This window comes from Pseudoxanthobacter sp. M-2 (assembly GCF_046156265.1).
In the GTDB taxonomy this organism is placed as follows: Bacteria; Pseudomonadota; Alphaproteobacteria; order Rhizobiales; family Segnochrobactraceae; genus CAMDHY01.
In genome coordinates, this window is sequence record NZ_JAWDIR010000011.1 from 1,092,679 (window position 1) to 1,115,867 (window position 23,189).

The window sequence follows — 23,189 nt, forward strand, 5'->3', positions numbered from 1 at the left end:
TTGGCCAGCGGCCCCATCGTTCGCGCCTCCGGCGACCGTCCCCCGCCGCTGGCGGCTCACTTCGTCAGCGCGGCCTTCACGAGGCCGGAGACCTTGCCGAAGTCCATGCGGCCGGCATAGGCAGCCCTGAGGGCCGCGATCACCTTGCCCATGTCTTGCGGACCGCTGGCCCCCGTCTCGGCGACGGCGGCGGCCACCGCGGCGGCCGTCTCTGCCTCGTCCAGCTGCTGCGGCTGGAATTCGGTGATGATGGCCACCTCCTCGCGCTCCTGGGCGGCGAGCTCCGGCCGGCCGGCACCTTCGTAGACGGTGGCCGATTCCTGACGCTGCTTGATCATCTTCTGGAGGAGCGACAGGATCTCGGCCTCGCTGGCGGTCTCGCGACCGGCGCCGCGCGCCTCGATGTCCTTGTCCTTGATGGCGGCCTGGACCATGCGGATGGTCGAGACGCGGCGTTTTTCGCCCGCCTTCATCGCCGTCTTCAGCGCCTCGCTGAGAGCTGCGCGCATGATCGTGTTCTCCAGACTGGCCGCTGTCCTCCGGACAGACGAAGCCGCACTCGCCGCGACACGCATAGTACGAGAGTGGCCTGGAGCGCCACACCGGAGCTGGCCGAGAGGCCCGTGACTGCGTGCAGCAACATCACTGTCATGCGCAGGTCCGGGTGCGCCGTCGCAGAGCCGTACCGTGTGCTGAAGCCGCAAGATCAGCTTGTCATGATCCGGTGGGGCTGGTCGCCGTAGAGAGTGTACCGGCAGTCGCCAGATGTCTTTGTGGCGTCGGGTCGCGTGCGGTTGCCGGAGAGAAATCGGATTCCGAGGAATTGCGAACATGTGCGGACAGCAGAAGTCGAGGTTGATCATCAGTCCCATCACACAAGCGTGAAGTCGACAATATTCCACTGTACAGATTTCATTTTTTGCATCGATATTAGGAAGTGATAAAATTTACCTACTATAGAGGCGGCTAGTGTTCTGATATCAAACTCGGGGGAGGATGGTATGGCTCTTTATGACTATAATGTTGCGGCGAGATACGACCTCGTCGGATCAACATTTGAACTGCGCCAATCAAACATCCAATCTGCCTATCTTGGCACAGAAAATGCAACTATATTGCCAGGAGATACAGTCAATACAAGCGGATCATTTGGGCCAGGAACGTCGACTTACTACGGATACGCAGAGATAGGCGGGGTCGACTTTATTTTTGTGTTTTATATCAGTACATATTATGTCTACGCGAATGTGAGCAATTTTACGAATTATGAGTTTCCGACAACAATCCCGTCCGGCGACGTCTCGACCACCGAGTTCGTGCCCTGTTTCCTGCCCGGCGTGCAGATTGCGACCCCTTCGGACGCCGTTGCGGTGGAGCGGTTGGCTATCGGCGATCTCGTTCTGACGGCGGACGGGCGCGCTGTTCCGGTCAAGTGGGTGGGACGGCGAAGCGTCGTCATCCTCTTCGGGCCGCCGGAGGATCAGTGGCCAGTCCTCGTCGAGGCCGGCGCGCTCGGGGAAGGTGTGCCGTGTGCCGATCTGCGGGTGACCTCGGATCACGCCCTTCTTATCGACGGTGTGCTGGTCCAGGCCGGCGCGCTGGTGAACGGGACGACCATCCGTCACCTCACCGCGGCCGAACTCGGCGAGCGCTACATCGTCTACCATGTTGAGACGGACGGCCACGAGATCATCGTGGCGGACGGCATGCCCGTGGAGACCTTCGTCGACAACGTCACACGCCGCCGCTTCGACAACTACGCGGATTACGTGGCGCTCTACGGCGAGCAGGGGGCGACGATCACCGAGATCGCCGCACCGCGCGTCAAGTCGGCCCGCCAACTGCCCAGGCCGATCCGGGAGCGCGTTGCGGGGCGAGCACGGGCACTGAGAATGCCGGGAGACGCCGCGGCCGCCTGATGGCGTCCTGAAGGCCCCGTGCGCCAGATCGGAGCCCGTCCCGGACTGTCCGGGGCGGGCTCGCTGGTTTTCGGGCCGCGGCTCGTCGTTGGAGGCGCTGTCGATCGTCGAAACGCGAACGGGCCGGCCTTGCGGCCGGCCCGTCACGGTTGGTCCCGGAAAGGGATCAGCGGACGACGACGACCTGGGCGCCGACCTTGACGCGCTCGTAGAGGTCGATGACGTCCTCGTTGGTCATGCGGAAGCAGCCCGAGGACACCGCCTGGCCGATCGTCCAGGGCTCGTTGGAACCGTGGATGCGGTACCAGGACGAGCCGAGATACATGGCGCGGGCACCGAGCGGGTTGTTCGGGCCGCCCGGAACGTGCTGCGGCAGGTCCGGCTGGCGCTTGCGCATGGGGGGCGGCGGCGTCCAGCCCGGCCATTCGGCCTTGCGGGTGACGCGGTGCGTGCCGGCCCACTCGAAGCCGGGGCGGCCGACGCCGATACCGTACTTCAGCGCCTTGCCGTCGCCGAGGACAAGATAAAGGCGCCGCTCCGTCGTGTTGACGACAATCGTGCCCGCCTTGTAGTTGCCCGGGAAGTCCACTTCCTCGCGCGGAATCCGGGCCCACGACTTGCCGCCGACGCCGGCCTTGTGGCCCTCGTAGCCGCCGTTCTGCTCATAGGCCCGCAGCGCCGCCAGGGGACCCTGGGCGTAGGCGGACCCGCTCGTCATGGCCGCGGCGATCGCCGCAACCGCCAATATCATCTTGCGCATCGTGCGCCCTTCATCCGCTGGAACCGAACGCGATCGAGACTGTGACCAGCCGAGAAAACGACATGTCGTCGCCACAGGCCAGCCAACTTCTCGTCAACTCGCACCAATGAAGCGGCGTTCCCGCACCCGCAAGCGGTTCGGCGGTCCAATCGCGCCCGCGCGCCGGAAACTCGCCTACTGTGCCTCGTCTGCAACGTTTTCCGGGCGAGCGCACCAGCAGCCGGTAAGCGAATCGTCAGCCGAGATTCAATTCCTTGAAGAAATCGTTACCCTTGTCGTCGACGACGACGAAGGCCGGGAAGTCGACGACGTCGATCCGCCAGATGGCCTCCATGCCCAATTCGGCGTACTCGACGACCTCCACGTGCTTGATGCAGTCCTGTGCGAGGCGCGCAGCGGGGCCGCCGATCGAGCCGAGATAGAAGCCGCCATGCTTGTGGCAGGCGTCGCGCACCGCCGGCGAACGGTTGCCTTTGGCGAGCATCACCATCGAGCCGCCAGCCGCCTGGAACTGGTCGACGAAGGCGTCCATGCGGCCGGCCGTCGTCGGGCCGAACGAGCCGGACGCGTAGCCCTCCGGCGTCTTCGCCGGGCCGGCATAGTAGATCGGGTGATTCTTGAAGTAGTCCGGCAACGGCTCGCCGCGCTCCAGCCGCTCGCGCAGCTTGCCGTGGGCGAGGTCGCGGGCGACGATCAGCGGGCCGGTGAGCGACAGGCGGGTGCGGATCGGGTGCTTGGTCAGTTCGGCCAGGATCTCCGGCATCGGCCGTGTCAGGTCGATGTGGACGACGCCTTCGCCGAGGTGGCTGTCGTCGATCTCCGGCAGGAAGCGGGCCGGATTGGCCTCGAGCTGCTCGAGATAGATGCCGTCGCGGGTGATCTTGGCGGTCGCCTGGCGGTCGGCGGAGCAGGAGACGCCGAGGCCGATCGGCAGGCTGGCGCCGTGGCGGGGGAGGCGGATGACGCGGACATCGTGGCAGAAATACTTGCCGCCGAACTGCGCGCCGACGCCGAGCGCCTGCGTCATGGCGTGGATCTCAGCTTCCATTTCGAGGTCGCGGAAGGCGTGGCCGTCCTCGGAGCCCGATGTCGGCAGGCCGTCGAGATAGCGGGCGGAGGCGAGCTTCACCGTCTTCAGCGTCTGCTCGGCCGACAGGCCGCCGATGACGATGGCGAGGTGATAGGGCGGGCACGCGGCGGTGCCGAGCGTCAGGATCTTCTCCTTCAGGAAGACGGCGAGCCGGTCTTTCGTCAGCAGCGACGGCACCCCCTGAAACAGGAAGGTCTTGTTGGCCGAGCCGCCGCCCTTCGCCATGAACAGGAACTTGTAGGCATCATCGCCCTCGGCAAAGATGTCGATCTGCGCCGGCAGGTTGGTGCGGGTGTTCTTCTCCTCGAACATCGACAGCGGCGCGAGCTGGCTGTAGCGCAGGTTGCGCTTGAAGTAGGCGTCGCGGATGCCGGCGGCGAGCATCGCCTCGTCGCTGCCGTCGGTCCAGATGCGGCGGCCCTTCTTGGCGAGCACGATCGCGGTGCCGGTGTCCTGGCACATCGGCAGCACGCCGCCGGCGGCGATGTTGGCGTTCTTCAGGAGGTCGAAGGCGACGAACTTGTCGTTGTCGGTCGCCTGCGGGTCGTCGAGGATTTTTGCCAGCTGCGCGAGATGCGATGGCCGAAGCAGGTGGTTGATGTCGACAAGCGCCTGCTCGGCGAGGAGCCGGAGGCCCTCGGGCTCGACGACCACGACCTCTTCGCCGAGCGCCGTCTCGACGCGGACGTGCTCGCTCGTCAGCTTCCGGTAGGCGGTCTCGTCGGGCCCGAGCGGCAGCAGCGAGACGTGGCGGGGCGCCGCGGTCGGCAGATCATGGACGGTCATCGGCAGGGCTCCGAGCGCGGTCGGTTTCGGTTTGGGGGCGTTCTAACCGACGACGCGCGCCGATGCACGCTGTCCGGTTGCGACGCGGGCGCTCAGAGGCGGATGATGCGGCAGGCGTCGCCGGCGTCGGCGGCAGGTTCGCCGGGTTCGCGGACGATCAGGCAGCCGGCGGCGGTGAGCACCGAGATCATCGAGGAGTCCTGGACGCGGGCCGGCGTCGCGACCAGACGGTCACCGTCGTGGGTCAGTGCGGCCCGGACATAGTCGCGGCGGACGTCGTTCTTCGCCATCGCGGCACCGAGCACGGCGGGCTCGGTCGCGACCGGCGTGGCGCCGCGGCCGGCGAGCGCGCGCACCAGCGGTTCCAGGAAGATCAGGCTGCAGACGAGGCTCGAGACCGGGTTGCCGGGAAGGCCGAGCACGTGCATCGGGCCGAGGCGGCCGAACATCAGCGGCTTGCCCGGCCGCATGGCGATCTTCCAGAAGTCGAGCGACAGTCCCTCGAGCCCGAAGGCGTCGCGGACGAGGTCGTGCTCGCCGACGGAGGCGCCGCCCAGCGTGATCAGCACGTCGGCGCCGTCGTCGGCGGCCCGCCGCACGGCGCTCGCGATCGCCTCGGTGCGGTCGGGGGCGATGCCGAGGAAGACGGCCTCGCCGCCGCTGCGCTCGACCAGGGCGGCGACGCCGATGTGGTTGGAGGCGATGATCTGGTCGGGGCCGGGCGTCTCGCCGGGCAGCACCAGCTCGTCGCCGGTCGCGAGGATCGCCACCCGCGGGCGGCGGACGACCTCGACGGTTGCGTGGTTCATCGCCGCCGCCAGCGAGGCGTGGCGGAAGTCGAGCACCGTGCCGGCGCGCACCAGCACGTCGCCGGCGCGGAAGTCGAGGCCGGCGGCGCGAACGTGGCGGCCCGGCGTGCCGGCCTCGGTCACCTCGATGACCCCGTCCTCCACAACCCGGGCGTCCTCCTGGATGAGGACGGTGTCGGCGCCCGCCGGCACCGGGGCGCCGGTGAAGATGCGCACCGCCTCGCCGGCGGCGACGGCGCCGTCGAAGGCGCGGCCGGCGACGGAGGCGCCGATGACACGGAGGCGGCGGCCGACTTGCGTGACATCGGCGCCACGGACGGCGTAGCCGTCCATCGCGGAGGACGGGAAGGGTGGCTGCGTGCGGGCCGCAGTGAGATCGGCGGCGAGCACGCGCCCGGCGGCGCGCTCCACCGGCACCGTCTCGGCGCCGACTGGATGGGCATGGGCGAGGATGCGCGCCAGCGCCTCGTCGACGGGCAGCAGCGGGGACGCGCTCACGGCTGGCTGGCCTCGTCGGCGCGCCAGTCGCCGGAGCGGCCGCCGCTCTTGGCGGCGAGACGGATGCCCTCGATGACCATGCCGCGGTCGACCGCCTTGGCCATGTCGTAGATCGTCAGGCAGGCGACGGAGGCGGCCGTCAGCGCCTCCATCTCGACGCCGGTGCGTCCGGTGACCTTGGCAGTCGCCGTGACGCGCAGGCCCGGCAACGCCTCGTCGGCGGCGATCTCCACCTTGACCGACTGCAGCGCCAGCGGGTGGCAGAGCGGGATTAGGTCGTGGGTGCGCTTCGCCGCCATGATGCCGGCGATGCGGGCGGTGGCGATCACGTCACCCTTGGCGGCGGCCCCGGAGGTGATGAGGGCGAGTGTCTCCGGCAGCATCCGCACGGCACCCAGCGCCACGGCGACGCGGCTCGTCACGTCCTTGTCGGAGACGTCGACCATGCGGGCGGCGCCGGTCTCGTCGAGGTGGGTGAGCGTGGACGCCTCGGTTGTCATGTCGCTCAGGCCGGGGCGAGCAGGGTGCGCGTCGCCGCCGTCACGTCGGCCTGCCGCATCAGGCTCTCGCCGACGAGGATCGCCGGGATGCCGACGGCGGCCAGCCGCGCGACGTCGGCGGCGGTGAAGATGCCGGATTCGCCGACGATCAGCCGGTCGGCCGGCACGCGCGGGGCCAGCCGCTCGCTCGTCTCGAGGCTCGTTTCAAAGGTCCGCAGGTTGCGGTTGTTGATGCCGATCATCCGGGCGGGCAGGGCCAGCGCCCGGTCGAGCTCGCGCTCGTCGTGGACTTCGACGAGGACGTCCATGCCGAGTTCGATCGCCGTTTCGGTAAGGGCGCGGGCAGCGTCGTCATCGAGCGAGGCCATGATGACGAGGATGCAGTCCGCATCCCAGGCACGGGCCTCATAGACCTGGTAAGGTTCGTAGAGGAAGTCCTTGCGAAGACAGGGCAAAGAGACTTCGTTGCGAGCAGCGGCGAGGAACTCCGGCCGGCCCTGGAAGGACGGGCCGTCGGTCAGCACCGACAGGCAGGCGGCGCCGCCGGCCTCGTAGGCGCGGGCGAGCGACGGCGGGTCGAAGTCGGCGCGGATCAGGCCCTTCGACGGGCTCGCCTTCTTGATCTCGGCGATCAGCGCGGTGTGGCCGGCGGCGATCTTCGCCTCGAGCGCGGCTAGGAAGCCGCGCGGTGGCGAAGCGGCGGCGGCGCGGCGGCGGATCTCCGCCTCCGGCACGGCGGCCTTGGCGGCGGCGATCTCGTCGCGCTTGTAGCGGCCGATCTTCTCCAGGACGTCGATGGTGTCGGTGACGGCCATCGCGCTCACTCCGCGTTGGAGACCTGCACGAGCAGGTCGAGGCGGGCGCGTGCACCGCCGGAATCGATCGCCTGCGCCGCCTGGACGACGCCCTCACCGAGGGTCTCGGCACGGCCGGCGACGACGAGCGTCGCACCGGCGTTCATCAGTACGATGTCGCGGTAGGCGCCGGGGGCTCCATCGAGAACCGCGGAGAGGGCGGCGGCATTCGCGGCGCCGTCGCCACCTTTCAGGGCGTCGATCGAGACCCGGGGCAGGCCGACCTCCTCGGGCGTCACCTCGAAGGTGCGAACGGTGCCGTCGCGCAGCTCGGCGACCTTCGTCGGGCCGGTGTTGGAGATCTCGTCGAGGCCGTCGGCGCCGTGCACCACCCAGGCACGCTCGGAACCGAGGGTCTTCAGCACGTGGGCGATCGGCTCGACCCATGCCGCGTCGAAGACGCCGACCATCTGGCGGCGCACGCCCGCCGGGTTTGACAGCGGCCCGAGCAGGTTGAAGAGGGTGCGGGTACCGAGCTCGACCCGAGCCGGACCGACATGCTTCATCGCCGCGTGGTGGGCCGGGGCGAACATGAAGCCGAGGCCGGCTTCCGCGATGCAGCGCGAGATGCGCGCCGGCGGCAGCTCGATTCGCACGCCCAGCGCCGCCAGCACGTCGGCCGCGCCGGACTTCGAGGAGAGGGCGCGGTTGCCGTGCTTGGCGACGGGAACGCCGCAGGCGGCAACGACGAACGCGGAGCAGGTCGAGACGTTGTAGCTGCCGGCACCGTCGCCACCGGTGCCGACGACGTCGACGGCGTCCGCAGGCGCCTCCACCGTCAGCATCTTGGCGCGCATCACCGTGACGGCGCCGGCGATCTCGTCGACCGTCTCGCCGCGCACGCGTAGCGCCATGAGGAGGCCGCCGATCTGCGCCGGCGTCGCCGCTCCCGACATGACGACGTCGAAGGCGGCCTCCGCCTCCGCGCGCTCGAGCGGGCGGCCGGTCGCGACCTTCGCGATGAAGGGCTTGAGATCACTCATCGGCGCGGCCCGCTCAGGACCCGGTGTCGCGGTCGAGACCGACCACCGCCGAGAAGGCCTGCTGGTTCACCGCCACGCCGAGCGTACGCTCCATCTCGGTGACGTAGTCGGTCAGTAGCGAGTTGCCGATGGCGCGCGACAGCTCGCCGCCGAGCTCGGACATCTCCGGCGTCTCGGCGAAGAAGGCAGGCTCGGTGATCTGGTCGACGACCAGCACGGTGCGGCCACCGTCCTGTGCCGGCGCGGTGGCGACGGTACCGGTGCCGCCACTGAACGCCGCGGCGACGGCCTGAGGAGTGAGGCCGTCGACCGTGCCGCCGCGCTTGAAGGGCGCCGACGTGGCGACCGTCGCATTCAGCGTCGTGGCTGCGGCGTCGATCGACTCGCCGCCGCGGATGCGCTCGGCGACGTCGGTCGCGAGCTTGTCGAGGGCGAGCGCGGTCTCCGCCTCGCGCCAGGCCGCGACGACCGGGTCGCGGACCTCGTCGAGGGTGCGGTCGCGGGCCGGGATGACGTCCGACACCTCGAACCAGGCGAAGCCGCGGCGATCGACCTGGACCGGATCGGGCTCGGTGCCGGGGTCGGCATCGAAGGCGCCCGTGAGCACCGCCGTGCCGCCGGGAACGGCCGGCTTCGTGCCATCGGCGGTGGCGCCGGTGGCGTCGACCGCCTGCACGGTCTGCAGCGGGATCTTGAAGCGCTCGCCGATCTCGGCGAGCGTCGAGCCGCCGGCGCGGGCGTCCTCGACCTCGTCATAGAGAGAGGCGACATCGGCCGTGGCGCGCTCGGCGGCGATCTCCTGCTTCAGCGTGTCCTTGACCTCGTCGAAGGGCTGGCGGGCGCTGGGCGCGATCTCGGTGACGCGCAGCAGCACCGGGCCGAAGCGGCCGTCGACGACCCGCGTCTCGCCCGCAGCCATCGCGAAGGCAGCGTCGGCGACTGCGGCATCGATCAGGTCGGTCTTGGCGACGAGGCCGAGGTCGGCGTCGCCGGGCTTCAGGCCGCGCTCGGCGAGGATCGCGTCGATGGCGGTTCCGGTGGCAAGCGCCGCCACGGCGGCATCGGCGGCGGCGCGATCGGGGAAGACGATCTGGTCGACACGGCGCTTCTCCGGCGTACCGAAGCGGCCGCTCGCGCGGTCGTAGGCAGCGCGCGCCTCGTCGTCGCTGACGGATGCCGGGTCGGCTATCGTCTGCGGATCGGCCAGCATGACGGCGAAGGTGCGGTACTCCGGTGCGCGGAACTGCGCCTTGTTCGCCTCGAAATAGGTCGCGAGCGCCTCGTCGGTCGGCTCGCCGGGGGCCGGGGCGGCGGACGGCGGCAGCGTCAGATAGCGGACGGTCCGCTCCTCGTTCTGGTAGCGGTTGACCGCCTCCAGATAGGTGTTCGGCGTCTCCAGTCCGCCGATCAGGCCGTCGGCGATCTGCCGGCGCTCGGCGAGCCCGAACATCGCCTCGACATACTGCGCCTCGGTCAGATCGCTCTGCTGCAGCAGCATCCGCATGCGCTCGCGGTCGAAGTTGCCGGCGGCGCCCTGGAAGGACGGGTCGGTCTTGATCTGGCGCGCGAGTTCGGCGTCAGACAGGCCGAGGCCGAGCCCGTTCGCCACCTCCGACATCGTCGCCTCGGTGATCAGGCGGCCGAGCACCTGCTGCGGCACGCCGAGCTGGGCGGCTTCCGTCGGCGACAGGGCGCGACCGATCTGGCGGGTGTAGCCCTGGATGGCGCGGGCGTAGTCCTGCTGGAAGCGGGCCGTCGGGATTTCGGTGTCGCCGACGGTGACGATGATGTTGGTCGCCCCGCCACCGAGGAAGCCGGAGACGCCCCAGACGGCGAAGCTCGCGACCAGGATGCCGATGAGGATCTTAGCGACCCAGGTCTGGGCGCCGCGGCGCATCTGGTCGAGCATGGACTTATGGTTCCAATCGTCGTGGGACGGCGGCACTCCCGTCGGGGTCGGCCGAAGCGCGCGGATCATAGTGAGCCGGACCCGGAGGGACAAGGCGAACCGGTTGCGGCCTCGCTTGGCCCGCCGGCCCGGCTCTGCTACCCGGTGGGACGAGGGACGACGCCGGGACGGACCGGGCGCGAGAGACATTCGGGAGGACGACGTGCGGCCGCTGATCGCCGGAAACTGGAAGATGAACGGGCTGAAGGCGGCCCTGCCGGAGCTGCGCCGGATGATCGACGGCTATGATCCGTCGCTGCGTGCCCGCGCGGATCTGATGGTGTGCCCGCCCGCGACGCTGGTGGCCGCCGCCGCCGAACTCGCCGCCGGTTCCGGCATCGTGATCGGCGGCCAGGACTGCCACGCCCGCGCCAGTGGCGCGCACACAGGCGACGTGTCGGCCGAGATGCTGGCGGACGCCGGCGCAGTGGCAGTGATCGTCGGCCACTCGGAGCGGCGCACGGATCACAAGGAGCGCGACGCCGACGTCCGCGCCAAGGCCGAGGCCGCGCGGCGGGCCGGGCTCACCGCCATCGTCTGCGTCGGCGAGACGCGGGCGGAGCGCGATGGCGGCCGGGCGCTCGCCGTCGTCGCCGAGCAGCTCGCCGGCTCGATCCCGGACGGCGCCGACGGCGCACGGCTGATCGTCGCCTACGAGCCGGTGTGGGCGATCGGCACCGGCCTGACGCCGACCGTCGCGGACGTCGCGGAGATGCACGCGGCCATCCGGAGGGTCCTGACGACACGCTTCGGCTCCGCGGCGGCCGATCTGCGCCTCCTCTACGGCGGCTCGGTGAAGCCCGGCAACGCGGCGGAGCTCCTCGCCGTGCCGAACGTCGACGGCGCGCTCGTCGGCGGCGCGAGCCTGAAGGCCGACGACTTCCTCGGCATCGCCCGCGGCGCGCCCACGCGGGCTTGAAAGGGTCGTAGAGCCGCGGTCAAGACGAGGGGAACGACGATGACGCCACTTCTCCTCGTGCCCGGCCTCGGCTGCACGGCGCGCCTCTACGCGCCGCAGGTCGCCGTGCTCGCCGACGTTGCCGAGACGCACATCGTCGATCACGGCAGCCACGCGAGCATCGCCGAGATCGCCGCGGCGGCGCTGGCATCGGCGCCGCCCACCTTCGCTCTCGCCGGGTTGTCGATGGGCGGCTACGTCGCCTTCGAGATGATGCGGCAGGCACCTGAGCGCATCACCCGGCTGGCACTGCTCGACACGATGGCGCGGCCCGATTCGCCGGCGATCCTCGAGCGCCGCCACCGCCACCTCTCCCTCATCGCCGATGGCCACTATCCGGAGGTGATCGAGGCGCTGCTGCCCGTGCTCGTCCACCCAGACCGGCTGCATGACGAGGCCCTCGTCGCCGTCATCCGCGAGATGGCCGACGACACCGCCGCGGAGCGGTTCGCCCGGCAGATGCGGGCGATCATGGGCCGCGCCGATTCGCGGCCGACCCTTGCCGCCATCCGTTGCCCGACGCTGGTGCTGGTCGGGGCCGAGGACGCGCTGACGCCGCCGGATCTCGCCCGCGAGATGCACGAGGCCATCGCCGGCAGCCGCCTCGTCGTCGTGCCCGACTGCGGCCACCTCTCGACGATCGAGAGGCCGGAGGCAGTGACGGCAGTGCTCAGGGCGTGGCTGGCTGGTTGAGGCCGCTGCTCAGACCGGCTCGCTGCGATCCGCATAGAACGCCGCGAAGTCGTCGGCGTAGCGCTTCCGCATGAGATCGACGACGGCCGGGTCGGCGAACAGAGCCGGCAGATCGTCGGCGCCGCCGCGGCGCTTGTTGACGTGGGGGAGCGCCCCGAGGTCCGGGCCGCCGCGGGAGAGTACCGTCTCGCGGACGTTTGCCCAGTCGGGGCCGATCGTCTCGAAGCGGCCGACGAAGGACGGCACGACGCGGCCCTTCAGCGTCAGCATCGAGGCCTGTGAGCGGAAATGGTCGTCGGCGATGGAGTCGGGTGTCGCGGCGACGCGCGCGACGAAGGCCGGGAACGTCATCCCCTGGCGGAATCCGAGCTCGGCGAACAGCGGCGGGAAGGTCTGCGGCGCGACGATCTTGTTGACGTAACAGGAGGCGAGCCGGTCGAACGGGTCGCGGACGAAGGCGAAGACGAAGAGGTCGTCTCGGCCGGCCATCTCGCCGGCGCTCGCCATGTAGACGGGGCCGTCCCTGCCGCGCTGCCAGTAGCGGTCGCGGCCCGGGCGCTCGTCTATGTCCGGGTCGACGGGGACGTGGCGGGCGATGGCGTTCTTGATCGACGAGTTGGCCGCCTTCGGCACGCGGCCATAGGCGAGCTTCAGCGCCGGCACGACGATGAACGCCCGGGTCGGCGGCAGCAGGCCGAGCGCCCCGAGGGCGCGCTGGAGGTGAAGGCGCGGCGTCACGCGGCTCCTTTGCCCGCTCACGCGGCGTGAGTCGAGATGGCGGGAGGCGTTCAGCCGCGCAAGGCGGCGAGGAAGGCCTTGCCGAAGGCGGCGAGCTTCGCCTGGCCGACACCGCGCACGTTCGCCAGCCCCTCGAGGCTGTCCGGCTTCGTCACCGCCATCTCTTCGAGCGTGCGGTCGGCGAAGACAACGTAGGCTGGCACGCCACGCTCGGCGGCGAGTTCGCGCCGCAGCGCCTTCAGGCGGGCGAGAAGCGGCCCGTCCACCGAGCCGACTGGCATCGCTGCCGGTGCCGCCTTGCGGCGCTTGCCGGCGCGCGGGGCCCGCATGGTGAACTCGGCGCCCTCGAGGATCTCACGGCCGCGGTCGGTGAGGCGCATCGCGCCATAGGCGGTCGAATCGACCATCAGGGCTCCGCCGGCGACGAGCTGTCGGACGATCGAGCGCCACTCGGTCGCCTTGTGGGCGCCGCCCGCGCCGAAGCCCGGCAGCTTCTCGTGGCCGCGCCGGAGCACCGGCTCGCTCTGTTCGCCAACGGCGAGCGAGACGAGGTGGCCGGCGCCGAAGCGCTCGCCGGTCAGGCGCGCCAGCGACAGGATGAGGCGGGCCTCAGCGCTGCCGTCGACCACCGCCGGCGGATCGAGGCAGACGTCGCAGTTGCCGCATGGGCCGCTTTCCTCGCCGAAATAGGACAGCAGCACCTGGCGACGGCAGGTCGTGGCCTCGCAGAAGCCGATCATCGCTTCGAGCCGGCGCGCCTCGATGCGGCGGCGGTCCGGCTCCGGCACCTCGTCGATGAAACGGCGGCGGGTGCGGACGTCCTCCAGGCCGTAGAGCAACATCGCCTCGGCCGCCTCGCCGTCGCGGCCGGCGCGGCCGATCTCCTGGTAGTAGGCCTCGAGCGTGCCGGGGATGTCGGCGTGCAGCACCCAGCGCACGTCGGACTTGTCGATGCCCATGCCGAAGGCGACGGTCGCCACCATGACGACGCCCTGCTCGGCCAGGAACGCCTCCTGGTTCGCCGCCCGCACGTCCGGCGGCAGGCCGGCATGATAGGGCAGCGCCCGCACGCCGAGGCCGGCGAGACGCTCGGCGGTGTCCTCCACCTTCTTGCGCGAGACGCGGTAGACGATGCCGTTGGTGCCCGCGCGCGCCTTGACGAAGCGGGCGATCTGCTCGCCGGTGTCGGCCTTCTCGGCGACGGTGAGCGAGATGTTCGGCCTGTCGAAGCCGGCGACGAAGACCGTGGCGCGGCCGGCGAACATGCGCTCGACGATGTCGTCGCGGGTGGCCGCGTCGGCGGTGGCGGTGAGCGCCACGATCGGCACCTCGGGGAAGTGCTCGCGCACGGCGCCGAGGCCGAGATAATCGGCGCGGAACGAGTGGCCCCACTGCGAGATGCAGTGGGCCTCGTCGACGGCGACGAGCCGGACCGGCAGGCGCGAGAGCGAGGCGAGCATGCGCTCGGTCATCAGCCGCTCGGGGGCGAGGAACAGGAAGCGCGACTGGCCGGACTGGACGCGCCGCCAGGCGGCGACGTTGTCGTCGCGCGAGCGGCCGGAGTGGATCGCCTCGGCGCCGACGCCGTTGAGGCGCAAGCCAGCGATCTGGTCGTCCATCAGCGCGATCAGCGGCGAGACGACGAGCGTCAGCCCGTCGAGCACCAGCCCCGGCACCTGGTAGCAGAGCGACTTGCCGGCGCCCGTCGGCATCACGGCGAGCGTGTGGCGGCCGGAGAGGACGGCGTCGACGACCTCCTCCTGGCCGGGGCGGAAGCCGGGAAAGCCGAAGGTCTCCGCCAGCACTGCGCTCTTGCGGGCGACAAGATCCGGAGAAAGGGGCGGGGGCATCGGCAACCGGGGTCGGGAGGATTCGAGCGCGCCGGAAGACTAGCGAAAGCCGCGGTCGCGCGGGAGGCCGCTGTCGCCGCAGTGGTGGAAGGTGTGGACAACGTCGGCCGGGAGCCGGCGGGGACCGCGCTCGTCGGCGTGCGGACGTGATGTCTCGTTTGGTGCCGCAAACGAAAGCGGCCGGGGATTTCGCCCCGGCCGCCGGTCTCGTGGTCAGTCGCCTCGGACGTCAGGCGGCGGACTGGATCGCCGCGAGCTTCCAGTCGGCGCCCGGGTCGCGGACGAACGTCCAAAGCTCGACCGATTCGGACGGGTCCTCGCTGCCCTCGACCAGGTCGCCCGTGGCGCGGTCGCGCAGCATGTCACGGCTCTCGTAGTGGAGGGCGACGGTGACGTAGTCGCGACCGTCCTCCGACCACGCCTCGGCGACGTCGCCGTCGAGCAGGCGGACGTCGAGCACCTCGTTGCGCTGGCCCTTCGTTGCGGTCTCGCCGATCTCCTCGGCGAGGTAGCCCATCGCCTCGGGCGTCGTCAGGGTGCGCAGCCGGCCGAAGTCCTCGCGGCTGTAGGCGGCCTGCACCTCGGTGAGCAGACGCTCGAAGGTGTCGAGGTCCTCGGCCGACACGCCGATCTCGTCACCCGACCAGCGGCCGTCTCCGAGACGCTCGCTCGGGGGCGGAGTGGCGCCGTAGCCCATCGGGCCAGAGCCCTGGTTCGCCGCCGGCTGACCGCCGCCACCGAACATCCCACCGGCCAGTCCACCCGCGGCAGGAATGCCGCTGCGACCGCGGGCCGGTGCGACGTCGACACCGCGAAGGTCGGGCTGCACGGTGGCGCTGCCGCTCCCGGCACCTGCGCCGGCACCCGCATAGCGGGACGTCGAGCCCTGCTGGCGGCTGCGGAAGAAGCGCATCACCAGCCAGATGACGCCGCCGATCAGGGCGAGCTGCAGGAGCAGGCCGAGGAAGCCCGCGGCCCCGCCGAGGCCGTTGCCCATCAGCATGCCGAACAGGCCGCCGAGGGCGAGGCCGCCGAGCAGCGGGCCGAGGAAGCCACCACCGAACATGCCGGGGCGCTGCGCAGCCGCCGCCGCGCCGCCGGGCTGCGCGGCGGCACCGGGCTGCTGCGCCGGGCGCGGCGTCATCGTGCGCTCGATCGGGGCGCCGGTGCGGGGGGCGATGTTGGTCGGAGGCGGCGCCTGGAAGGTGCGCGCGCCGCGGCTGCCGAAGGAGCCGAACGAGCCAGCGCGGCGGGCATCGGCGTGGTCGACGACGACCACCAGCGTGCCGACGGCGAGCAGGAGCGCGGCGGCGACGCGGCCGGTCCGGGACAGGAACTTGTTCATCGGTCCAGCAGTCTCCCTCGTGGTGCCACCGCCCGTTTGGGCCGATCGAGAAACGAACGGTGTGGCCGCCGGGTTTCCGGTGACCGAATGAAGTCGGATATAGGAAAGCGCGCGACGGGTTGCGAGAGCCGCTCCGCTTGATCGACTGAAAATCCAGCCTTCGGGAGCGCGCGCGTGCCGCCGGATTCGCTTTTCTCGCGGGACGTCGTGACGGTCGCCCAGGCACTCGTCGGCGCTCGACTGCTCGTCGCCGGCGTCGGCGGCACGATCGTCGAGACCGAGGCCTACCATTGCGATGACCCGGCCTCGCACTCCTTCATCGGCCAGACCCCGCGCAACGCCGCGATGTTCGGCCCACCGGGGCGCGCCTACGTCTACCGCTCCTACGGCATCCACTGGTGCCTCAACGTCGTCTGCGGGGTGCCGGGGGAGGGCAGTGCCGTGCTGATCCGGGCCATCAAGCCCGAACTCGGCCTCGAGGCGATGCGGGCGCGGCGGGGCGGCGTTGCCGACCGACTACTCTGCGCGGGGCCGGGTCGCCTCTGCCAGGCGCTCGCCGTGACGGGCGCGCACGACGGACTGCCGCTGGATGCCGCGCCGTTCGAATTCTCGTGGCCGTTGGAGCCAGTCGCGCTGGCGGTCGACCGCCGCATCGGCATCTCCAAGGCAGCCGACGCGCCGCTGCGCTTCGGGCTCGCCGGATCGCCCTTCGTCAGCCGCCCCTTCGGTAGGGGCGCCGCCGGCGGCCTTTGACGCTCTGGCAAAAGTGATCAGCCGTCTTCAACGCTTTTGCTTGTCGGACAGCCTTGGCATAAGGAGCGGTCAAGATCGCCGTCGAGCGACCAGAACACGACCGAGGGAGAGAAGCCGTCATGACCGAGTATGTCCGCCACGGCAGCGTCGACGTCGCCCGCGAGCTCAGCGACTTCGTGGAGAAGGAGGCGCTTCCCGGCACCGGCGTCGACCCGTCCCGCTTCTGGCAGGGCCTCTCGGATGTCTTCACCGAACTCGCCCCGGTCAATCGCGCGCTCGTCGAGAAGCGCGAGAGCCTGCAGCGCGAGATCGACGCCTGGCATCGCGCCCGCCGCGGCAAGCCGCACGACGCGGCCGCGTACAAGGCATTCCTCGCCGAGATCGGCTACCTGCTGCCCGACGCGCCGGCCTTCGAGGTCGCGACCGGCAAGGTCGACGACGAGATCGCCCGCGTCGCTGGCCCGCAGCTCGTCGTGCCAATCCTCAACGCCCGCTATGCGCTGAATGCCGCCAACGCCCGCTGGGGCAGCCTCTACGACGCCCTCTACGGCACCGACGCCATCCCCGATACCGACGGCGCGGAGCGCGGCCGCGGCTACAACCCGAAGCGCGGTGCCAAGGTCGTCGCCTTCGCGAAGGCCTTGCTCGACCAGGTCGCACCGCTCGCCGGTGGTGCCCTGCACGCCGACGCCACCGGCTACGCGGTCGAGGGCGGCAAGCTCGCCGTCTCGATGAAGGACGGCCGCAGCGTCGGCCTCGCCGATCCGGCGGGCTTCGCCGGCTATGCGGGCGACCCCGGCGCCCCGGACATCGTGCTCCTCAAGCACCACGGCCTGCACGCCGAGATCGTCATCGACCGCGACCATGCGATCGGCAAGGACGACCCGGCCGGCGTCGCCGACGTCGTGCTGGAATCGGCGATGACCGTCATCCAGGACTGCGAGGATTCGATCGCCGCCGTCGACGCCGAGGACAAGGTCGCCGTCTACCGCAACTGGCTCGGCCTGATGAAGGGCACGCTGACGGCGGCCTTTCCGAAGGGCGGAACCACGGTCGAGCGCGCGCTCAACCCCGACCGCTCCTACGTGACGCCGGACGGTGGCGAACTGACGCTGCCGGGCCGCAGCCTCATGCTCATCCGCAACGTCGGCCACTTGATGACGACGGACGCGGTGAAGATGGCCGACGGCTCCGAGGCGCCTGAGGGCATCCTCGACGGTCTCGTCACGTCGCTGATCGCGCTGCACGACCTCAACAAGGCGGCCGGCCCCCGCAACAGCCGGGCGGGCTCGGTCTATATCGTCAAGCCGAAGATGCACGGGCCGGAGGAGGTCGCCTTCGCGAACCGCCTGTTCGGCCGCATCGAGGACGTGCTGGGCATGGCGCCCAACACCCTCAAGATGGGCATCATGGACGAGGAGCGGCGCACCACCGTCAACCTGCAGGCCTGCATCGCCGCGGCGAAGGACCGGGTGGTGTTCATCAACACCGGCTTCCTCGACCGCACCGGCGACGAGATCCACACCTCGATGGAGGCCGGCCCAATGATCCGCAAGGCGGACATGCGCGGCACGCCGTGGATCGCGGCCTACGAGGACCGCAATGTCGATGTCGGCCTCGCCTGCGGCTTCCGCGGGCGGGCGCAGATCGGCAAGGGCATGTGGGCGATGCCGGACCTGATGGCGGCGATGCTGAAGGCGAAGATCGGCCACCCGCAGGCCGGCGCCAACACCGCCTGGGTGCCGTCGCCGACCGCCGCGACCCTGCACGCGATCCACTATCACGAGGTGGACGTGGCGAAGCGCCAGGAGGAGCTGTCGAAGCGCCAGCGCGCCTCGCTCGATGCCATCCTGACGATCCCGCTCGCCGACCGGCCGAACTGGTCGGAGGAGGAAGTGCAGCAGGAGCTCGACAACAACTGCCAGGGCATCCTCGGCTACGTCGTGCGCTGGATCGACCAGGGCGTCGGCTGCTCGAAGGTGCCGGACATCCACGACGTCGGGCTGATGGAAGACCGGGCGACGCTGCGCATCTCCTCCCAGCACATCGCCAACTGGCTGCACCACGGCATCTGCAGCGAGGAGCAGGTGATGGAGGCGCTGAAGCGGATGGCGGCCGTCGTCGACCAGCAGAACGCCGGTGACCCGCTCTACCGGCCGATGGCGCCCGCCTTCGACGGCGTCGCCTTCCAGGCCGCCTGCGACCTCGTCTTCAAGGGCCGCGAGCAGCCGAGCGGCTACACCGAGCCGCTGCTTCACCAGCGCCGGAAAGAGGCGAAGGCACTGGCGGCCTGACGACGGCCCGGTCGGGTCGCTGCGGCGCTGGGGGAGGCGGGATGGTGGCGACGGACGCAACGGGTGGGCCGGCACCGTCGCCGGCCCGCCAGATCGCCGCCGGCACGATCGGCAACGTGCTCGAGTGGTACGACTTCGCCGTCTACGGCTATCTCGCTACCTTCATCGCCGCGAACTTCTTCCCCTCCGAGGATGCGGTGGCGGGGCTCCTCGCCACCTTTGCGGTGTTCGCCGTCGGCTTCCTGATGCGGCCGCTCGGCGGCATCCTCATCGGCCACATCGGCGACCGCTACGGACGCAAGCCGGCTTTGCTCGTCTCGGTCGTCGGCATGGCGGTGCCGACGGTCCTGATCGGCCTGCTGCCCTCCTATGACACGATCGGGGTCGCGGCACCGGTGCTGCTCGTCGTCCTGCGCATTGTCCAGGGATTGTCCGTCGGCGGCGAATATGTGAGCTCGATGGTGTTCCTCGTCGAGAGCGCGCCCGCTCACCGGCGCGGCTTATACGGCGCCTGCTGCGCCGGAGGCGCGGTGTCCGGCATCCTGCTGGCGTCGGCGTCCGCGGCGCTGCTGCTCGACGTCTTCGGCCACGAGGCGGTGGCGGCGTGGGCGTGGCGGCTCCCCTTCCTGGCCGGCATTCTCCTCGCCGCGGCTGGCTACCTGCTGCGCCGCCATCTCGCCGAGCCGGCCCGTGCCGAGCCGACCGGTCCGGTGCGGTTGCCGGTGCAGGAAGCGGTGCAGCGGCACCCGCGGGTGATCCTCACGCTGATCGGTCTGACGGCCTTCAACGCCGTTGGCTTTTACGTTGCGTTCGTCTTTCTCGCGAGCTGGCTGCAGGAGGCGGACGGAATACGCCCCTCGGTCGCCCTCACCATGAACACCCTCAACATGGTGATCCTCGTCGCGCTCCTCGTCGCCTTCGGCTGGCTGTCCGACCGGATCGGCCGCCTGCCGATTCTCGCAGGCGCGACCGCCGCGGCCGTCGTCCTCGCCGTGCCGCTGTTCCTGCTGATGCGGGACGGCGGCCTCGTGGGCGCCTTCCTCGGGCAACTCGGCTTCGTTGTCATCGTTGGCGCCTTCGGCGTGCAGCCGGCCGTTATGGTCGAGGCGGTCGGCGGGCGGGTTCGCGTCACCGCCATCGCGCTCGCCTTCAACATCGGCATGGGCGTCATCGGCGGGCTGTCGCCGCTGTTCGCCACCTGGCTGATCGCCACGACCGGCGAGGAGATCGCGCCCGCCTACTTCGTCATGGCCGCCGGCGCCGTCTCCTTCCTCGCCACCCGCTTTCTGCACGAGACCCTCGGACGGCCGCTGCCGCCGTGAACCACACCCGATCTTTCGGCTGAGAGAGGGACGCGGGGCGTGCTAAGGGCGTGCCGTCAGCCGTCCGGGGGGAGCGCGTGGGGACAGTCGGGGGAAGCGCGGTCGCCGCGCGGGCGGGATCCGGTCGGCTCGGCCAGGTCGCGGCGGGCACGATCGGCAACGTGCTCGAGCTTTACGACTTCGCCGTCTACGGCTTCCTCGCCCCCGTCATCGCCGTGAACTTCTTTCCGGCCGGAGAGGGCAGTTTCGGCGTGCTCGCGGCCTTCGCCGTGTTCGCCGTCGGCGGGCTGATGCGGCCGCTCGGTGGCATCCTCGTCGGCCACATCGGCGACCGCTACGGCCGCAAGCCGGCGCTGATCCTGACGGTAGCCGGCATGGCGGTGCCGACGGTGCTGATCGGCGCGCTGCCGACCTACGAGGCGATCGGCGTCGCCGCGCCGATCCTCCTCCTCGTCCTCCGGGTGGCGCAGGGTCTTGCCGTTGGCGGCGAGTACGTGGGCTCGATGGTCTACCTCGTCGAGAGCGCACCGGAGGGACGCCGCGGGCTCTTCGGCGCCACCGCCACCTTTGGCGCCGTCTGCGGCATCCTGCTCGGCTCCACCGTCGCCGCGCTGCTGCACGCCGTCTTCGATGCGGCCGATGTTGCGGCGTGGGCGTGGCGGCTGCCGTTCCTCGCCGGGGCGCTGCTCGCCGTCGCCGGGCTGCTGCTGCGCCGGGCGCTGCTGGAGCCGGACCGGCGCGGCCGCGAGGTCGTCCGGCTGCCGGTGGCCGAAGCGGTGCGGCGCCACCCGCGCGAGATCGTGGCCCTGACCGGCGTGACCGTGCTGAACGCCGCCGGGCTTTATCTCTGCTTCGTCTTCGTCGCGACGTGGCTGCAGCAGCAGGCCGGTCTGTCGTCGGCGGCGGCGCTGGCGGTCAACTCCCTCAACATGGTGCTGCTCCTCGCCCTGATCCTCGGCTTCGGCGCGCTCTCCGACCGCATCGGGCGGCTCCCGATCCTCACCGGCGCGACGCTCGCCGGGCTCCTTCTCGCCGTGCCGCTGTTCCTGCTGATGCGGGACGGCGGCCTCGCGGGGGCGCTCCTCGGCCAGTTCGGCTTCGCGGTGATGGTCGGCGCCTTCGGTGTCCAGCCGGCGCTGATGGTGGAATCGGTGAGCGGCCCGGTGCGGGTCTCGGCGGTGGCGATCCCGTTCAATCTCGGCATCGGCGTCATCGGCGGCCTCGCGCCGCTCGTGGCGGCCTGGCTCATCGGCGTGACCGGGCAGGCGATCGCGCCGGCCTACCTCATCATCGCGGCGGCCCTCGTCTCGCTTGTCGCGACCCGCTTCGTCAGCGAGACCGCCGGGCGACCCCTGCGCCCCTGATCTCGCCGCCCGGGCTGGACGTGGCGACGCGGCCGGTCGATGCTGCCGCCCCGGCCGAGGTGTCGGATCGGCAGCAGCAGGGATCGGTGGACGATGAACGAGCGAGTGGCACCGAAGCGCGAGGGCGGGCGGAAGACGCGCGGCGGACCAGCGGGCGCGGGAAACCGGCCTCCATCCGGCGCGGAAAGCCTGCTCGGCACGCTCGTCGGCGCCGGCGTCGAGGTCTGCTTCACCAATCCCGGCACCTCGGAGATGCACTTCGTCACCGCACTCGACACCGTGCCGGAGATGCGCGGCGTCCTCACCCTGTTCGAAGGTGTCGCCTCGGCGGCGGCCGACGGCTATGGCCGGATGACGGGAAAGCCGGCGTCGACGCTGCTGCACCTCGGGCCCGGTCTCGGCAACGCCATCGCCAACTTTCACAACGCCCGCAAGGCGCGCACGCCGATCGTCAACATCGTCGGGGAGCACGCGACCACGCACCTCGCCTACGACGCGCCGCTGACGGCCGACATCGAGGCGATCGCCCGACCCGTGTCGCGCTGGGTGCGCACCAGCCAATCGTCCGACACCGTCGCCCACGACGGCGCCGAGGCGGTGGCGGCGGCCTCGAGCCTGTCGGGTGGCACGGCGACGCTCATCGTACCCGCCGACATCTCCTGGGACCCGTCGACCGGGCCCGCGGCGCCGATCGCCCCCGTGCCGCCACGGCCGGTCGGCGAGGCGGTCGTCGAGGGCGTCGCGCGGGCGCTGAAAGGGGCGCGCCGGGCCGCGATCCTCGGCCGCGGACCGGCCTTGCACGGGGCGGGGCTGGAGGCGCTCGGGCGCATCGCGGCGAAGACGGGGGCCGCGCTGTTCGGCGACACCTTCGCGCCGCGCATGGAGCGCGGCGCCGGGCGACCGGTGGTGCGCCGGATGCCGTACTTCGCCGAGGATGCGGCGGCTGCGCTGGCGGCCTTCGACGTGCTGGTGATCGTCGGCACCGCGCCGCCGGTGTCCTTCTTCGCCTACCCGAACAAGCCGAGCTTCCTCGCTGCCCCCGGCTGCGCCATCCACCAGCTCGCGAGCCCGGACGAGGACGTCGTAGCGGCGCTGTCCGATCTCGCCGATGCGCTCGGCGCGCCGCGCAAGGCCGGCAAGGCGGAGCGCTACGCCCTCGACGTGCCCGGCATGCCGTCGGGCCCGCTCGACCAGCAGAAGGTGGGCGCGATCGTCGCCAGGCTGCTGCCGGAGGGTGCGATCGTCTCCGACGAGTGCATCACGTCGGGCGCCTTCACCAGCGAGTACGGGCCCTCGGCCAAGCCGCATGACATCCTGTGGATCAGCGGCGGCTCGATCGGCATCGGCCTGCCGCTTTCGACCGGCACCGCCGTCGCCTGCCCGGACCGCAAGTGCGTCTGCCTCGAGGGCGACGGCTCGGGCATGTACACGCTGCAGGCGCTGTGGACGCAGGCGCGCGAGCGCCTCGACGTGGTCACGGTTATCTTCGCCAACCGCTCCTACAAGATCCTGCACGTCGAGCTCGGCCGCGTCGGCGTCACCGCGGCCGAACGGTCCGGCCGGGTGCTCGACATGGACGATCCCATGCTCGACTGGGTGAAGATGGCCGAGGGCATGGGCGTACCGGCGCGCCGCGTCGACACGGCGGAGGATTTCGCCGACGTGTTCGCCTCGGCGCTGAAGGCGCGGGGGCCGTTCCTGATCGAGGCGGTGATCCCCTGAGGG

At 70.9% G+C, this 23,189-nt stretch carries 19 protein-coding genes; 8 read left to right on the forward strand and 11 right to left on the reverse strand.

Going from position 1 to position 23,189, the window contains the following annotated elements; all coding sequences use genetic code 11:
* Positions 1-56: 56 nt before the first annotated feature.
* A complete protein-coding gene (locus RUR49_RS10060; protein ID WP_409146219.1) occupies positions 57-509 on the reverse strand; it encodes a GatB/YqeY domain-containing protein in 453 nt (150 codons plus the stop codon).
* Positions 510-1,001: 492 nt separating this feature from the next.
* Between RUR49_RS10060 and RUR49_RS10065 the strand changes: the two genes are divergently transcribed.
* Entirely contained in the window at positions 1,002-1,919 is a 918-nt protein-coding gene (locus RUR49_RS10065) for a Hint domain-containing protein (RefSeq protein ID WP_409146220.1), read from the forward strand.
* A gap of 166 nt (positions 1,920-2,085) precedes the next feature.
* On the opposite strand, the gene RUR49_RS10070 is transcribed toward RUR49_RS10065, so the two are convergent.
* The 7 genes from RUR49_RS10070 to RUR49_RS10100 form a co-directional block, all read right to left on the reverse strand.
* Positions 2,086-2,679, reverse strand: a complete 594-nt coding sequence (locus tag RUR49_RS10070) for a L,D-transpeptidase (protein WP_409146221.1) — start codon at positions 2,677-2,679, stop codon at positions 2,086-2,088.
* Positions 2,680-2,914: 235 nt separating this feature from the next.
* Positions 2,915-4,555, reverse strand: coding sequence for a fumarate hydratase (locus RUR49_RS10075; protein ID WP_409146222.1), 1,641 nt, complete (start codon positions 4,553-4,555; stop codon positions 2,915-2,917).
* A gap of 92 nt (positions 4,556-4,647) precedes the next feature.
* Positions 4,648-5,862: a gephyrin-like molybdotransferase Glp gene (glp, locus tag RUR49_RS10080; protein WP_409146223.1), complete on the reverse strand. Its 1,215-nt coding sequence runs from the start codon at positions 5,860-5,862 to the stop codon at positions 4,648-4,650.
* Positions 5,859-6,362: a cyclic pyranopterin monophosphate synthase MoaC gene (gene moaC, locus RUR49_RS10085; protein ID WP_409146224.1), complete on the reverse strand. Its 504-nt coding sequence runs from the start codon at positions 6,360-6,362 to the stop codon at positions 5,859-5,861. The genes glp and moaC overlap by 4 nt, the downstream gene beginning before the upstream one ends.
* Positions 6,363-6,367: 5 nt before the next feature.
* Positions 6,368-7,177 (reverse strand): indole-3-glycerol phosphate synthase TrpC, encoded by an 810-nt coding sequence (trpC, locus tag RUR49_RS10090; RefSeq protein ID WP_409146225.1) that lies wholly within the window; start codon positions 7,175-7,177, stop codon positions 6,368-6,370.
* A gap of 5 nt (positions 7,178-7,182) precedes the next feature.
* Entirely contained in the window at positions 7,183-8,199 is a 1,017-nt protein-coding gene (trpD, locus tag RUR49_RS10095) for an anthranilate phosphoribosyltransferase (protein ID WP_409146226.1), read from the reverse strand.
* A gap of 13 nt (positions 8,200-8,212) precedes the next feature.
* The gene (locus tag RUR49_RS10100; RefSeq protein ID WP_409146227.1) at positions 8,213-10,108 is read right to left on the reverse strand and encodes a SurA N-terminal domain-containing protein; all 1,896 of its coding nucleotides are present in this window, start codon (positions 10,106-10,108) and stop codon (positions 8,213-8,215) included.
* A 187-nt stretch (positions 10,109-10,295) separates the two neighbouring features.
* Here RUR49_RS10100 and tpiA point away from each other — a divergent pair, with 187 nt between their 5' ends.
* Positions 10,296-11,066, forward strand: coding sequence for a triose-phosphate isomerase (gene tpiA, locus RUR49_RS10105; protein WP_409146377.1), 771 nt, complete (start codon positions 10,296-10,298; stop codon positions 11,064-11,066).
* 39 nt (positions 11,067-11,105) lie between these two features.
* Complete coding sequence (locus tag RUR49_RS10110) at positions 11,106-11,798, forward strand: alpha/beta fold hydrolase (protein WP_409146228.1); 693 nt, start codon at positions 11,106-11,108, stop codon at positions 11,796-11,798.
* A 9-nt stretch (positions 11,799-11,807) separates the two neighbouring features.
* Here the strand turns inward: RUR49_RS10110 and RUR49_RS10115 are convergent, their stop codons facing one another.
* The 3 genes from RUR49_RS10115 to RUR49_RS10125 form a co-directional block, all read right to left on the reverse strand.
* Positions 11,808-12,536 (reverse strand): sulfotransferase family protein, encoded by a 729-nt coding sequence (locus RUR49_RS10115; protein WP_409146229.1) that lies wholly within the window; start codon positions 12,534-12,536, stop codon positions 11,808-11,810.
* A gap of 50 nt (positions 12,537-12,586) precedes the next feature.
* Positions 12,587-14,386: a DNA helicase RecQ gene (gene recQ / locus RUR49_RS10120; protein WP_409146230.1), complete on the reverse strand. Its 1,800-nt coding sequence runs from the start codon at positions 14,384-14,386 to the stop codon at positions 12,587-12,589.
* A 229-nt stretch (positions 14,387-14,615) separates the two neighbouring features.
* Positions 14,616-15,731, reverse strand: coding sequence for a Tim44 domain-containing protein (locus RUR49_RS10125; RefSeq protein ID WP_409146231.1), 1,116 nt, complete (start codon positions 15,729-15,731; stop codon positions 14,616-14,618).
* 174 nt (positions 15,732-15,905) lie between these two features.
* On the opposite strand from RUR49_RS10125, the gene RUR49_RS10130 reads away from it, so the two are divergent.
* The 5 genes from RUR49_RS10130 (at position 15,906) to RUR49_RS10150 (ending at position 23,186) form a co-directional block, all read left to right on the forward strand.
* Complete coding sequence (locus RUR49_RS10130) at positions 15,906-16,484, forward strand: DNA-3-methyladenine glycosylase (protein ID WP_409146232.1); 579 nt, start codon at positions 15,906-15,908, stop codon at positions 16,482-16,484.
* A 119-nt stretch (positions 16,485-16,603) separates the two neighbouring features.
* A complete protein-coding gene (locus RUR49_RS10135) occupies positions 16,604-18,778 on the forward strand; it encodes a malate synthase G (protein ID WP_409146233.1) in 2,175 nt (724 codons plus the stop codon).
* A 44-nt stretch (positions 18,779-18,822) separates the two neighbouring features.
* A complete protein-coding gene (locus tag RUR49_RS10140) occupies positions 18,823-20,100 on the forward strand; it encodes an MFS transporter (RefSeq protein ID WP_409146234.1) in 1,278 nt (425 codons plus the stop codon).
* A gap of 77 nt (positions 20,101-20,177) precedes the next feature.
* Positions 20,178-21,464 carry an MFS transporter gene (locus RUR49_RS10145; protein WP_409146235.1) on the forward strand — a complete coding sequence of 429 codons (1,287 nt, stop codon included), beginning with the start codon at positions 20,178-20,180 and terminating at the stop codon, positions 21,462-21,464.
* 93 nt (positions 21,465-21,557) lie between these two features.
* A complete protein-coding gene (locus tag RUR49_RS10150; RefSeq protein WP_409146236.1) occupies positions 21,558-23,186 on the forward strand; it encodes an acetolactate synthase large subunit in 1,629 nt (542 codons plus the stop codon).
* Positions 23,187-23,189 lie beyond the last annotated feature (3 nt).

Bases quoted from the DNA above. Each gene is read 5' to 3' on its own strand.
- moaC (WP_409146224.1), bottom strand. From the start codon at position 6,362: ATGACAACCGAGGCGTCCACGCTCACCCACCTCGACGAGACCGGCGCC.
- RUR49_RS10100 (WP_409146227.1), bottom strand. From the start codon at position 10,108: ATGCTCGACCAGATGCGCCGCGGCGCCCAGACCTGGGTCGCTAAGATC.
- trpD (WP_409146226.1), bottom strand. From the start codon at position 8,199: ATGAGTGATCTCAAGCCCTTCATCGCGAAGGTCGCGACCGGCCGCCCG.
- RUR49_RS10065 (WP_409146220.1), top strand. From the start codon at position 1,002: ATGGCTCTTTATGACTATAATGTTGCGGCGAGATACGACCTCGTCGGA.
- RUR49_RS10060 (WP_409146219.1), bottom strand. From the start codon at position 509: ATGCGCGCAGCTCTCAGCGAGGCGCTGAAGACGGCGATGAAGGCGGGC.
- trpC (WP_409146225.1), bottom strand. From the start codon at position 7,177: ATGGCCGTCACCGACACCATCGACGTCCTGGAGAAGATCGGCCGCTAC.
- RUR49_RS10135 (WP_409146233.1), top strand. From the start codon at position 16,604: ATGACCGAGTATGTCCGCCACGGCAGCGTCGACGTCGCCCGCGAGCTC.
- RUR49_RS10125 (WP_409146231.1), bottom strand. From the start codon at position 15,731: ATGAACAAGTTCCTGTCCCGGACCGGCCGCGTCGCCGCCGCGCTCCTG.
- RUR49_RS10150 (WP_409146236.1), top strand. From the start codon at position 21,558: ATGAACGAGCGAGTGGCACCGAAGCGCGAGGGCGGGCGGAAGACGCGC.
- RUR49_RS10075 (WP_409146222.1), bottom strand. From the start codon at position 4,555: ATGACCGTCCATGATCTGCCGACCGCGGCGCCCCGCCACGTCTCGCTG.
- RUR49_RS10070 (WP_409146221.1), bottom strand. From the start codon at position 2,679: ATGCGCAAGATGATATTGGCGGTTGCGGCGATCGCCGCGGCCATGACG.
- RUR49_RS10110 (WP_409146228.1), top strand. From the start codon at position 11,106: ATGACGCCACTTCTCCTCGTGCCCGGCCTCGGCTGCACGGCGCGCCTC.
- recQ (WP_409146230.1), bottom strand. From the start codon at position 14,386: ATGCCCCCGCCCCTTTCTCCGGATCTTGTCGCCCGCAAGAGCGCAGTG.